The sequence below is a fragment of the Ochrobactrum soli genome (assembly GCF_003664555.1).
GTDB lineage: Bacteria > Pseudomonadota > Alphaproteobacteria > Rhizobiales > Rhizobiaceae > Brucella > Brucella teleogrylli.
This window is the reverse complement of sequence record NZ_RCHH01000027.1, coordinates 18,782-30,910: the sequence shown is the minus strand read 5'-3', so window position 1 is coordinate 30,910 and position 12,129 is coordinate 18,782. Positions and strand designations below refer to the sequence as shown.

Here is a 12,129-nt window from a genome sequence, read left to right as displayed (position 1 = left end):
ACAATCATCCAAATAGCCAGATCGACGACCTGCTGCCTTGGGCCTATGCCGCAACGCACGATCTCAAAGCCGTGGCCTGAAAACAGCGCTTACCTTGAAGCACTTTATGCCCCGTTTGTTGATTGCCACTGAGAACTGACCCGGCGGGGATGCGGACTAAAACTTGGACCACCAGGAGTTAGTTCATGTATTCCCATGCAGACAGAATTCGCGCCGTTGAGCTGTATATCCAGCTTGGCAAGCGAGTTAAGGCGACGATCCGCCAATTGGGTTATCCGACAAAGAATGCGCTGAGAAACTGGTATCGCGAATACCAGCAACATCAAGACCTACGTGTTGGTTGTGTGGCTCGCGCACCGAAGTTTTCTGAGGCCCAGAGGCAGGCGGCGCTTGAACACTACCGCATTCACGATCGCTGTATCTCTGCGACGATGAGGGCGTTGGGCTATCCAGGTCGTGGAACTTTGACAGCATGGGTTCGAGAAGCGTTTCCAGAGACGAGGACTTCGATGGTCGGTCGCTCCTGGCGTCCGACCTATCCCGAGGCGTTGAAGCAAGTCGCGGTCATTGCTCTTTGCAGTGGAGAGGAAAGCGCCCAGCAAGTGGCCGAGCGGCTAGGCGTATGCCGGCCGACGTTGTACGCTTGGAAGAATGAGTTACTCGGTCATGAGGCTGCCTCATCCATGAAACGCCGCAAAGCCTATGCGCCAGCGCCCGAGCGTGAAGAACTCGAGCGACAGCTTGAAGCCCTCCAGCGCGATATCCGCCAATTGCAACTCGAACACGATCTGCTGAAGAAGGCCAATGAACTGCTAAAAAAAGGCCTGGGCGTCGATCTGCAACTCCTGAGTAATCGGGAGAAGACACAGCTGGTTGACGCCCTCAAAGATACCTATCGATTGTCAGAACTGCTTTTGCAGCTGGGGATTGCGCGAAGCTCGTACTTCTACCATCGCACCCGAGTGAACTTGGAAGACAAGTACGTCACCATCCGTCGCAACCTGACGGAAATATTCGAAAGCAACCATCGCTGCTACGGCTATCGCAGACTGCAGGCGTTGCTTGCCAGGCAGAGTGTGACAATATCGGAAAAGGTTGTGCAGCGATTGATGAAACAAGAGCGTTTGGTCGTAGTCAGACCACGGCGACGGCGTTTTGGCTCGTACCTGGGAGAAATCAGTCCTGCGCCCGAGAACCTGATCAACCGCGATTTCCGTGCGAAAACACCGAACGAGAAATGGCTCACGGACATCACTGAATTCCAAATTCCCGCCGGCAAAGTGTATCTGTCGCCGATCATAGATTGCTTCGATGGCATGGTGATCAGTTGGTCCATTGGAACACAACCCGATGCGAGGCTGGTCAATAAAATGTTGGACGCCGCCATCGAGACAGTTACCGACGGCGAAGGCGGGACAATCGTCCATTCTGACCGTGGAGCCCACTATCGCTGGCCGGGTTGGCTTACTCGGATCAGCGATGCGAAGATGGTTCGTTCAATGTCCCGCAAGGGCTGTTCGCAGGATAATGCCGCGTGCGAGGGCTTCTTCGGTCGATTGAAAACGGAACTCTTCTATCCCCGAGACTGGAAGACAGTCACGATCGAACAGTTTGTCCACGAGGTTGATGCCTACATCCAATGGTACAATGAGAAGCGCATCAAATTATCACTGGGGTCGCTCAGCCCGATTGAGTATCGAAGAAGTCTTGGCCTTAACGTATAACTCAGTCCAAGTTTTTATCCGCACCCCCGAAGAACGTGGCCGCCTTCAGAAAAGTTTCAGCAATCGCACCAGGATTACCTCATGGTGTCGCCGTCCTTCATAGAGACCTTTTCCGTATCGACATGCAGTCGGCCTTGGCGCTAGGTTGATTGAGTTTCGGGGGCTGTGGCTCCGTCGGCCGTATGAAGCTCTCGGCGAAAAACTGGAAGCGCGAATGCCGCACAGTAATCCAGCTGATTGCCAGTCAGTAACAGTGCTCTTTCGCGTTTAACGTCCGGCACCATCCCTTGCTAATGGCATTTCTAGGTGATCTACATTCAGCGGAAACGCTCAGTCGGCATTCATGACCCTCAATTTCGCCCGAACAAGACGCATTGTTCACAGGGGGATATCTAAAGCACAAATTTGTAACATCATCTTCACAACGAGACTAATCGCCCAATTGGTCTCCAGGCCAGTATTGGGCGCTCTTCCAAAGTGCAGTCTTCTCCAACTGTGCCGATAGTTTCAATATCAGGTCCTCACGACCGAATGGACCAATCAACTGGACCCCGACTGGCAGGCCATCATGGCGCCATAACGGGAGACTAGCAGCAGGTTGACCTGATGCATTAACCACCGCCATAAACGGTGTAACCTCCCCAACCTTGTGCCGAAACGCTCGAAAATCTGGCTCTGCCATGGAAAGCGTGCCAAGCTTCACTGGAACGGTTGCAAGCGACGGTGTCATAACAAGGTCGTAACCATCGATCATGCCCGCCATCATACGGCCCGTCGCATGAAGGCGGTTGATCGCCGCCACATAATCAGGGGCCGACATTCGTGTGCCAATGCGGTAGCCATCCAAAATCGCCGGTTCGAACTCGTCAGATCGCGGATCGCGCCCATCGGCAAGGAGTTTTGTACGAGCTGAGAACGCGATGTTGGCCGACATGACAGCTACAATTGCATCAATAAACGACGCGTAATCAAAGTCTGGAGCAGAAATACGGACGACTTCATGACCGAGCGCTCCAAGCGTTTCAATAGTTTGCTCCAGGCCTATGAGGCAAGCCTGTTGCACTGGGATGCCCCACGGGTCACTCCAGACCGCAATACGCAGTGGGCCATCAAATGGCTGATTGAGTTCTGCTTCGTAATTTCCACCCGGCGGTGCTGCGTAAGGTGCACCCGTTTCCATACCGGCGATCAGATCAAGGGAGCGCGCCGTATCCCGCACCGAGCGACTCAAGACGCCGTCGCAGGCTAGCCCACCCCACCCCTCGCCTCGAAACGGCCCCATCGGCACGCGCCCGCGCGATGGCTTTAGCCCAAAGACACCGCAACAAGAAGCTGGTATACGTATCGAACCGCCGCCGTCGCTACCGTGTGCGACAGGCACAACACCTGCCGCAACAGCGACGGCCGCACCACCGGAAGAACCGCCCGGTGAACGGCTGAGATCGTATGGATTGCGTGTTGGTCCACCATTGCGGCGGGCTTCCGTGGTCGGAGCCATACAGAGTTCCGGCACCGTAGAGCGAGCAAATGTGATGAAGCCTGCCGCGCGGAATCGCGCGGTCAAGGTCGCATCTACCGTAGAGCTCGTATCGTCAAACAGTGAAGAACCAATACTGGTTGACAGGTCAGTCGAAGCCAACCCTGAATCCTTCAACAGGAATGGCAAACCGCTGAACTTGCCTGGGACAATCTGATGGGCTGCCGCTCGCGCCAACGCGCCTTCATAATCACGGTAGGTCAGCATATTCGTTAAATTGTCAAAGCGCTCACCAGCTTCAATGGCGATGCGCATTAGCTCAACTGGGCTCACATCTTTCGACACCAGGAGTTCGGCTAGTTCGATGCCGTCCTTGGACCGATATTCTTCAAAATTCATCACAACTCCATTCCGTAGGATGCATGGTCCTGCGGGGCGTCCAATTAAACGGATGCTAATATTTCTATTTTTCAGTCAGGGCCCAGGCTTCGGCAATTTCATTGCCACGTGCGAACCAAACTCCTGGGAAGGTCTGCATCCATTGGATGAATTCCCTAAGCAAGGCGATGCGCGATGGACGACCTGTCACCTGCGGATGCATGGTAAGATTGAACATACCACCCCAGCGATAGATTTCACGGAACTCATCCTGCCATATCTGCAGTATGTGCTCGTTAGAGCAAATCGTGCGTGGCGTGCGAATGGAAAACAGGGCAAATGGCGCATCGTCCAGACTCCAATGAACAGGAAGTTCAATAGGGCCATCCGAACCATCCGCCAATTTATGGCGATAGGGATTGATCGTGTCCATGAACGAACTGTCGTAGGTTAGACCATAACGTCTCACCAGATTCATCATGTTCGGCGTCGTTTCCCATGCCGGGGATCGATAGCCCTTCGGCACGATGCCGACGGAAGACTTCAGGGCTTCAAGTCCCTTGACGAAAACCTCTTCTTCTCGCTCGGGTTGGTCGGGATCTACCCATTCGTGCAGATAACCGTGATGGCCAACTTCGTGTCCCCCGGCGATAATCATTTCCAAACGGTCGATGTATTTTTCTGCCGTCCAACCAGGAACGAAGAAAGTGGCCGGAACGCCCGCTTCTTTCAGCGTTTCGAGGATCATCGGCACGCCAACCTTGGCACCGTAAACGCCTTGTGACAACGTACCTGGACGCTTTGCGTTTTCCGGATCACGCGACAACCAGAGTGTTTCCGCGTCAAAGTCAAATGACAGCATAACGGCGACACGGTGACCGTCCGGCCAATTGATCGAGCCAAAATGTTCCATAATGCTAACCTCTTAGAACGAGCCGCGTGAGGACAACCATCCTCCGTCCACAGCGATGATCTGACCATTCACGAACGAAGCACCATCTGAACCAAGAAACGCAATCACTTCAGCTACTTCGCTCGGATCACCAACGCGTTTCAATGGTGTACCCGCAATCATTGCATTGCGGTATTCCGCATCATTTTCGATTTTGTCGCGCGTCATCGCGGTTACGATGCAACCCGGTGCAACCGCATTGACACGAATGCCATCTGGTCCAAGCTCAGCGCTCAACTGACGCGTAAGCTGTGAAATTCCACCCTTGCTGACGGCATAGGCGGTAGTGCCAATCCGGCCTACTTCGCCATAGACCGAAGCGAGATTGACGATTGCCCCGCCCGGACGACGAAGCAATGGCAGAAGTTCCCGGGTCAGTCGCAATACTGAACGCAAATTGACACCGACAATACGATCCAGCAGCTCGTCATCTGAATCGATAAGCTTTTTGGAGCCGCCTATACCAGCGCAATTAACCAGCAGATCCAGAGTACCCGAAGCACTAACTGCTTTGGCAATAAGTGAAGGCGTATTATTCGAGGCCAGATCAGCAGCGATAACGGTTGCCCGACTGCTATCGAGTTGATCGACGTTCAGATCCACCGCAATAACCGAATACCCTCTTTGCAGAAGCAGATCGAGCGTTGCTTTACCGATACCGCTGTTGGCACCGGTAACGACTGCGGTTTTACAAAGCGTCGTCATGCGAGCCGCCCTCCGTCGACCGGCAGAGAAATGCCTGTCGTGTACGATGCGGCGTCGCTGGCAAGATAAAGCACAGCTTCACTCACTTCATGCAATTCGCCAAAGCGCTTCAGGGGATGGAGCTCTTTATACATTGCCCGACGCTGTTCAGCTTCTGCTCCAGCGGACGCAAAATTACGTTCGAGCATCGGCGAGGTGATGGATCCGGGGCAAACCGAATTGACACGAATGCCCTCATCGGCCAGTGCCAGAGCGAGGCTGCGGCTTAGAAGTGCAACCGCCCCTTTCGACGCAGAGTAAACACCCAAAGCACGGGACCCTGTCAGGCCAGCGGTCGAGCCATAGGTCACAACATTGCCCTTGCGTTTACGCAGTGCTGTTATGCTGAGTTGAACGGCAAGTAGTGTACCGCGCACATTCAGCGACAACATCTGGTCTACTTCTTCTGGTGATATTTCCAGAATATTTGTGCCGCTGCCAAGCGTTCCGGCAGCTGTCACGAGTACATCGAGACCATCAGAAAGGTCGAGACTTCCCCAGACACGGCGCATGTCGTCAGCCAACAAAATATCGCAATCAACGATTTCTGCCTTTCCACCCATCTCGCTCTGTAACGCCTGAAGTTTTTCTACGTCACGGTCGATAAGGATCAGACGGGCGGAACCTTCCCGTGCAAAAGCGCGGGATAGATCGGAGCCGAGAGCGCCTGCTGCACCCGTTATCAAAACGTTTTTACCTGCAAAGCGCATCAGGATTTACCCTTTCCAAGATAGAATTCACGCAGTTCCTCAACATTGAGGTCAGGTCCGTTCTTGCGGGAATAGGCGAACCGGCCTTCCCGCAAAATGTGCACCTCATCCGCAAGTTCCAACGCCATCGACACGTTCTGTTCAACCAGCAGCATGGTGAGGCCGCGCTCGCGTAGCTTGCGAATAATGTCGGAAATTTCACCCACTACCTTCGGTGCCAGGGCCGCCGATGGCTCATCGAGTAGAAGCAGGCTGGGACGCGCCATCAAGGCCCTCCCAAGCGACAACATCTGACGTTCACCGCCAGAAAGGAGACCCGCTGCCGCCTTGTAACGTGTTTTGAGGCGAGGAAATTCCTGATAAACCATTTCAATATCTTCAGCGATACCAGCCTTGTCTTTTCGCCGATGATAAGCACCAATCAGGATATTTTCGTGCACGGATAGACCGGCCAAAACTTCCTTGCCTTGAGGGACAAGACAAAGCCCCGCTTCCGCCATTGCATGAGCACCCTTGCCATCAATGCGCTTTCCGTCGAGCCTGATCTCACCACTCGTCGGCTGAACAAGACCGGCCAGTGTTTTCAGCGCAGTAGATTTACCGGTACCGTTGGAGCCGAGAATTGCGCTGAGCCCACCTTTTGGCACAACAAAATCGAGACCAAACAGAATCTGAACTTTGCCGTAACCGGCATCAACCTTTTTGCACTCAAGCATGGGCAGACCGTCCTAGTCCGATATAAGCTTCGATAACTTTAGGGTCCTGCACTACGATGTCCGGCCTACCGTCTGCGATCTTTTGACCGTAATCGAGAACCACAACGCGGTCACAGACCGATTGCACCACGCGCATAACATGCTCGACCAACAGGATGGTAACCCCAAACTCATCACGCATGCGTCGGATCATTTCGATCAGTCGATCGACATTAATCGGCGAAAGACCAGCAGCCGGTTCGTCAAGAATAAATATGCGGGGGTTGGTTGCCAGACCCCGAGCAAGCTCGACCATGCGCTGCTGGCCGATCGACAGATCAGTTGCAAGCTTCTTGGCGTGCATTTCCATTTCGAACAAAGAAAGAGTTTTATGTGCTTTAGCTACAGCTTCAACACGCCATGTTTTTGGTTTGCCGCTGTTTATAAATGAAGACACATAGCCCGGACCGTCTTGTTCCTGCAGCGCCAGGATGATGTTCTCTTCCACTGTCAGACTGGAGAATAGACGTATCATCTGGAACGTACGAACAACGCCAAGTTTTGCGACCTTGTGCGGAGCAGCGCCAGAAAAATCCTTGCCGTCGATCAGCACCCGACCACTGGTCGGTGCCAATACACCACTCAACAGATTGACCACCGTGGACTTGCCAGAGCCGTTTGGGCCGATCAGGCCAACAATTTCCCCTTCATTGACTTCGAAGTCAAAGGAATTCAGCGCAACCATACCCTGAAAGGCCTTGGTCAGACCCTCAGCTCTAATAATTGGGGCCATTATTTTGCCCTCCGTTGAAAGCTGCCAACCAGGCCTTTGGGCGCAAACATCGTGACGAGGATGAGAACCGCGCCATAGAAAATATGCTTGTAGTGGGCAAGACTGGACAGAAGTTCCGGCAGCGCGATCAGCAGCACTGCACCTAGAACCGGCCCCCAAAAGCGCCCACGACCGCCGAGTACCACCATTGCAACGATGGTTGCAGAAGCCATTACAGTGTAATCGTCGGGTGTCACGCCACGAATATGATAGGCCAGGAGCACACCAGCAGCGCCCGCGAAAGCTGATGAGATCGCAAAGGCCACAAGTTTCATCACTTTGGAATTGATCCCGATTGTGCGCGCCAGAGTTTCATCGTCACGGATCGCCTGCAGCGTGTCGCCAAACCGCGAACGTGTAAGGAGCGCAATAGCCACCAGGAACACCGTGGAAACGGCCAACACCAGGTAGAAATAGGATGAAAGCGAGGTAAACCCTGCAACCGGTTGCACTTCAATGCCATACTGGCCGCCGGTAAAGCCCGTCCATTGCGACATAACCAGATAGACAATCGTCTGGAACGCAATGGTCATGATGGCAAGGAAGTGCCCCTGTGTGCGTAGAAGCGGAAGACCAAGCAGGAAGCCGAACACGCCTGCGACTACCATACCAAGCGGCAGGTTGATCCAGAAACCCGTGCCAAGATCACGTTCTAGAATTGCGGCAGTATAGGCACCGATCCCCATGAACGCCGCATGAGCGAACGAGTAAAGTCCGGTCCAGCCCATGACGATGTCGAGGCTCGAAGCCAGCACCACATAAACGCATACAACGATGGCAATATTGATGAAGTAGCCACCGCCAACTGCACTTGGAAACAACGCGAAAAGGGCTGCGGCAAGAAGGATGAAAAGAATTTGACGCATGTCAGGACCGATCCGTCTTGATGCCGAAGAGACCTTGCGGGCGCACAGCTAGAATGACCATGACAAAGATGAAGCCGACAATGTCGCGCAACTCACTTCCCATATAGCCCGTTACAAGCGATTCAATGATACCGAGTGCCAGACCTGCAATGATCGCGCCCTCGATGCTGCCCATACCGGCAATAACGACAATCACGAATGACTTCATGACGATTAGACTTCCAGCAGTTGGCTGTACCGTAAACACGGTCGACATCAGTGCACCTGACAGACCGGCAAGTGCGGCGCCGATCGCAAAGGTAACCACGCCAACACGGCGCACATTGATGCCGCTGATACGGGCCACAGTTGCATTTTCCGACATCGCACGCAGAGAAAGCCCAACCCATGTATAGCGTAGTACGACCAGCAGAATTGACACTGTAACTATTGCCAGCGCCACAATTGCCAGTCGCTCGCTGGTAAGAAAGACATCACCGATCTGGATTGCGCCTCGCGGCAGTCCGCTCTTGGCCATCAAAGGTTCAGGGCCTGCAATCTTCAGCGCAAGATTTTGCAACAAGATCGCCAAACCAAACGAGGCGATAATGACGTTCGTCGGATCTTTCTTTCCAATCGGCAGAAAGATCACCCGTTCAACAAAACATCCGAACAGCGCCATGACGATAATGACGAGTGCCAGTGACGATATTGGTCCAAGCCCAAGCAGCTGGGTGCCGACATAGGCCAGGTAACCGCCGAGCATGTAAAACTCGCCATGGGCGAAGTTTACAATTTTTAGAATGCCGAAAATGAGCGTGAGGCCGATCGCAACGAGAACGTAGCTCGACCCGACCACGATCCCATTGGCCAGAAATTGCTGGAAGAGTATCAAGGTTGGGTTCCTTGCAAGATTGCATCCAATTAAGCGCTACCGAAGCGACATGAATGTGCATCAGATCAAAAGCTTGTGCGCAGCTCCACTCACGAGAGCTAATTCACACTCCAAAGCAGCTCCAGCAGGAACGAGGATAGGCGCACTTGCCGGAAACTCCTGAAGGCAAAGTTGACGGCGGCTCTATTCCAGGAAGAACCGCCTCTTGCCTATCAGTCGAATGGCAACCATTCGCGTTTACCATTCTTCACGATTGCAAGACCAACCGTGAATTGGACGCTGCCCTTGTCATCAAATTTTGCAGTGGTGCCAGCTGGGCCCTGCGCGAGCGGATAGTCGCCCATCTTCATTAATTGCTGCTGCATAGCGGCACCATCAGCCTTGCCCACTCGGCGAGCGGCTTCCATGAGAAGCCCGATGGAGTCAAAGCCGATAGCGTTGTACACGTCCGGCTCCTTATTGTATGCCGCGCGAAATTCCTTTGCGAATTCTGCACCATAAACATTTGGCGTGCTCGGTTCGAACATAGACGAAACTGCAAAGCCTTCCGAGGCTGGACCCGCAAGTTCAATCAGTTTATCGCTCATCATCGAGCCCGAGCCAACAATCTTAACCTGGAGGCCAAGTTCGCCAGCCTGTTTGATGATTTGTGCGCCGGAATCCATCAGTCCAGCGATATAGATTGCTTCAGGCGCCTGGGCGCGCACGTTGGTGAGTGCGGAGTAGAAGTCCTTCTCGCCCGGATTGTAGGCTTCAACCGAAATGACCTTGCCGCCCATACCTTCGTAATTCGCCTTGAATTCATCAGCGAGCGATTTGCCATAGATCGAATTTTCGAACAATACGACAACGGTTTTTGCGTTGAGCTTGCCCAATGTATCCTTGGCCGTCTGCATAGCCTGAGTTGTGCTACCTGGAAAAGCGCGGAAAAACCATGGATCACCAGCAGTATTGGCATCCGTGACCGCCGATGAGGTCGAGCCAGCGGATATCATTGGAACTTTGTATTCCTTAGCAACCTTATTTTGCGCGGCCGCAACGGCGCTGACATAAGTACCGCTAATGCCAACTACGCCATCCTGCTCAATCAGCTTACGAACAGCGGTAACACCCTTGGTCGGATTACCTTCGTCGTCTTCAACATAGATCTTAACATCTTCACCGAAAACACCGCCTTTGGCATTGGCTTGCTTAACAGCAAACTCAATTCCTTCGCGGATCGACGTGCCAGCAAGCGATGCCGAACCCGACAACGGCAGAGAAACGCCAAGCTTCAACTGTTCCGCCCACGCTGCTGAGATCGACGCGGTGGAAATGATTGCGGAAAACAGCACAGCCGTTGCTGCCTTTATTCTGATCGCCATGTTCGCCTCTTTATATTGAATATTTTATATTGTATTGCGATATTAAAAAGCTTATTATGAGTTTAAATGACAGTCAAGCCAAAAACATGGTGGGCGAATGCGCGAAGAAACACTGTTTGTGAAATCGCTGGGAAAGGCCTTTGAGCTTCTGGAGGCTTTCGAAAAAAGCAGTGACGGCGGGAGACTCTCCCATAAAGAGATGAAAGAGCTGACAGGGCTCGACGCCAGCACCATCCAGCGTATGTCGCATACGCTTGTCGCACTTGGCTATCTCGAGCGTGGACCGAACCGCACCTATGCGCTCGGCAAGAAAGTCCTGCATTTCACGTTTGAGTATCTCAGGCATTCGACGCTCGTACAGCGTGCGAGCCCGGTTCTTATGGACCTTCAGTACGAAACCGGCGAACGTATCGACTTGAGCCTGTTTGAGGATACCGATATAGTTTATGCGCTACGTCGCCAATCCAAGCGGGAAACATTTTTCGCCACTCTGACCGGACGACGGATTCCGGCTTTTGCCGCGTCAGGCGGACGCGTAGTCATGGCACATCTGCCGGATGAGACGGTCGAAGACATATTGGATCGCTCAAACCTGACCAAATATTCGCCGCGCACGGTCATTGATCGCGCAGAAATCATTGCCGAAATCAAAAAGGCCAAGCAACTTGGTTATGCCCTTTGCATCGAACAGATGTTGCAGGGAGAAATCGTGATCGCCAGTGCTATTTTTGATGAGCGCAACACGCCAATAGGAGCGGTCCACATTGCGGCATCACTGTCTGACTGGACCCCAGACGCCTTTTTGCAAAAGCATGTACCGCTCGTAACGTCGGCAGCTCACATCATTTCCAATAGGTCGTGAATACCACTCTACACTTACATTTTTTTGCGAGAACACTATGACAACAACCAATCTCGTCATCCGCCCGATTGAAGCTGCCGACAAGCCAGAATGGGCTCGTCTTTGGAGTGCGTATCTCGATTTTTATGAAAAGGCTATACCCGAAGAAGTCTACGAGGAAACTTTCCGCCGCCTCATCGGTGAAGGCGAGTTCGAACCCAATGGCTTCATTGCATTGAGCGACGGTAAGGCTGTGGGACTGGTTCATTACATCCAGCACCGTTCATGCTGGATGACGCAGAATGTTTGTTATTTACAAGATCTTTTCGCCGACCCAGGGTCCCGCGGCACTGGTGTTGGCCGTGCGCTGATAGAGGCCGTCTACGCAAAAGCGGACGAGCTTGGTTTAGGTAGCGTTTATTGGTTGACGCAGGAACACAATGCGACAGCGCGTCTGCTCTATGACCGCATCGCACGCAACACCAAATTCATCCGCTACATGCGATAGAAACAAAGCGGTAGCTTCATCGGAGGTCTCGTATGTCCTAAAGACCTCCGCCCGCATCGAATGCGCCAGTCGCACGACGCTCAGGCCAGCGTAAAGGCAAAGCTTCATCTGCCTTCCAATGGAGTTGTAGGCACGTATGCCAATTGTACTGCCCTTACGATCCG

At 53.1% G+C, this 12,129-nt stretch carries 12 protein-coding genes; 3 read left to right on the top strand and 9 right to left on the bottom strand.

Features of this window, described 5'->3' with window-relative positions; genetic code table 11:
* Positions 1-185: 185 nt before the first annotated feature.
* On the top strand, positions 186-1,724 hold the full coding sequence (locus D8666_RS22980; protein ID WP_121539569.1) for an IS3 family transposase: 1,539 nt from the start codon (positions 186-188) through the stop codon (positions 1,722-1,724).
* Positions 1,725-2,154: 430 nt separating this feature from the next.
* Here D8666_RS22980 and D8666_RS22975 read toward each other — a convergent pair whose 3' ends face one another.
* The 9 genes from D8666_RS22975 to D8666_RS22935 form a co-directional block, all read right to left on the bottom strand.
* Entirely contained in the window at positions 2,155-3,600 is a 1,446-nt protein-coding gene (locus D8666_RS22975) for an amidase (protein WP_121539568.1), read from the bottom strand.
* A 64-nt stretch (positions 3,601-3,664) separates the two neighbouring features.
* Positions 3,665-4,492 (bottom strand): polysaccharide deacetylase family protein, encoded by an 828-nt coding sequence (locus D8666_RS22970; RefSeq protein ID WP_209446022.1) that lies wholly within the window; start codon positions 4,490-4,492, stop codon positions 3,665-3,667.
* A 12-nt stretch (positions 4,493-4,504) separates the two neighbouring features.
* Positions 4,505-5,236: an SDR family NAD(P)-dependent oxidoreductase gene (locus D8666_RS22965; RefSeq protein ID WP_121539567.1), complete on the bottom strand. Its 732-nt coding sequence runs from the start codon at positions 5,234-5,236 to the stop codon at positions 4,505-4,507.
* The gene (locus tag D8666_RS22960) at positions 5,233-5,985 is read right to left on the bottom strand and encodes an SDR family NAD(P)-dependent oxidoreductase (protein WP_121539566.1); all 753 of its coding nucleotides are present in this window, start codon (positions 5,983-5,985) and stop codon (positions 5,233-5,235) included. Before D8666_RS22960 ends, D8666_RS22965 begins: the two co-directional genes overlap by 4 nt.
* Positions 5,985-6,701 carry an ABC transporter ATP-binding protein gene (locus tag D8666_RS22955; RefSeq protein WP_121539565.1) on the bottom strand — a complete coding sequence of 239 codons (717 nt, stop codon included), beginning with the start codon at positions 6,699-6,701 and terminating at the stop codon, positions 5,985-5,987. The genes D8666_RS22960 and D8666_RS22955 overlap by 1 nt, the downstream gene beginning before the upstream one ends.
* Positions 6,694-7,473 (bottom strand): ABC transporter ATP-binding protein, encoded by a 780-nt coding sequence (locus D8666_RS22950; protein WP_209446023.1) that lies wholly within the window; start codon positions 7,471-7,473, stop codon positions 6,694-6,696. The genes D8666_RS22955 and D8666_RS22950 overlap by 8 nt, the downstream gene beginning before the upstream one ends.
* Positions 7,473-8,378 carry a branched-chain amino acid ABC transporter permease gene (locus tag D8666_RS22945; RefSeq protein WP_121539564.1) on the bottom strand — a complete coding sequence of 302 codons (906 nt, stop codon included), beginning with the start codon at positions 8,376-8,378 and terminating at the stop codon, positions 7,473-7,475. The genes D8666_RS22950 and D8666_RS22945 overlap by 1 nt, the downstream gene beginning before the upstream one ends.
* 1 nt (position 8,379) lies before the next feature.
* Complete coding sequence (locus D8666_RS22940) at positions 8,380-9,252, bottom strand: branched-chain amino acid ABC transporter permease (protein WP_121539563.1); 873 nt, start codon at positions 9,250-9,252, stop codon at positions 8,380-8,382.
* A gap of 212 nt (positions 9,253-9,464) precedes the next feature.
* Positions 9,465-10,616: an ABC transporter substrate-binding protein gene (locus D8666_RS22935; protein ID WP_121539562.1), complete on the bottom strand. Its 1,152-nt coding sequence runs from the start codon at positions 10,614-10,616 to the stop codon at positions 9,465-9,467.
* Between the two features lie 97 nt (positions 10,617-10,713).
* Here D8666_RS22935 and D8666_RS22930 point away from each other — a divergent pair, with 97 nt between their 5' ends.
* Positions 10,714-11,478: an IclR family transcriptional regulator gene (locus tag D8666_RS22930; RefSeq protein ID WP_121539561.1), complete on the top strand. Its 765-nt coding sequence runs from the start codon at positions 10,714-10,716 to the stop codon at positions 11,476-11,478.
* Positions 11,479-11,515: 37 nt separating this feature from the next.
* Entirely contained in the window at positions 11,516-11,965 is a 450-nt protein-coding gene (locus D8666_RS22925) for a GNAT family N-acetyltransferase (RefSeq protein WP_121539560.1), read from the top strand.
* The last annotated feature ends 164 nt before the right edge of the window (positions 11,966-12,129 follow it).

Excerpts from the sequence above, each read along its gene's own strand:
- D8666_RS22935 (WP_121539562.1), bottom strand. The coding sequence starts at position 10,616 with ATGGCGATCAGAATAAAGGCAGCAACGGCTGTGCTGTTTTCCGCAATC.
- D8666_RS22970 (WP_209446022.1), bottom strand. The coding sequence starts at position 4,492 with ATGGAACATTTTGGCTCGATCAATTGGCCGGACGGTCACCGTGTCGCC.
- D8666_RS22975 (WP_121539568.1), bottom strand. The coding sequence starts at position 3,600 with ATGAATTTTGAAGAATATCGGTCCAAGGACGGCATCGAACTAGCCGAA.
- D8666_RS22950 (WP_209446023.1), bottom strand. The coding sequence starts at position 7,473 with ATGGCCCCAATTATTAGAGCTGAGGGTCTGACCAAGGCCTTTCAGGGT.
- D8666_RS22980 (WP_121539569.1), top strand. The coding sequence starts at position 186 with ATGTATTCCCATGCAGACAGAATTCGCGCCGTTGAGCTGTATATCCAG.
- D8666_RS22945 (WP_121539564.1), bottom strand. The coding sequence starts at position 8,378 with ATGCGTCAAATTCTTTTCATCCTTCTTGCCGCAGCCCTTTTCGCGTTG.
- D8666_RS22925 (WP_121539560.1), top strand. The coding sequence starts at position 11,516 with ATGACAACAACCAATCTCGTCATCCGCCCGATTGAAGCTGCCGACAAG.
- D8666_RS22930 (WP_121539561.1), top strand. The coding sequence starts at position 10,714 with ATGCGCGAAGAAACACTGTTTGTGAAATCGCTGGGAAAGGCCTTTGAG.
- D8666_RS22955 (WP_121539565.1), bottom strand. The coding sequence starts at position 6,701 with ATGCTTGAGTGCAAAAAGGTTGATGCCGGTTACGGCAAAGTTCAGATT.
- D8666_RS22960 (WP_121539566.1), bottom strand. The coding sequence starts at position 5,985 with ATGCGCTTTGCAGGTAAAAACGTTTTGATAACGGGTGCAGCAGGCGCT.
- D8666_RS22965 (WP_121539567.1), bottom strand. The coding sequence starts at position 5,236 with ATGACGACGCTTTGTAAAACCGCAGTCGTTACCGGTGCCAACAGCGGT.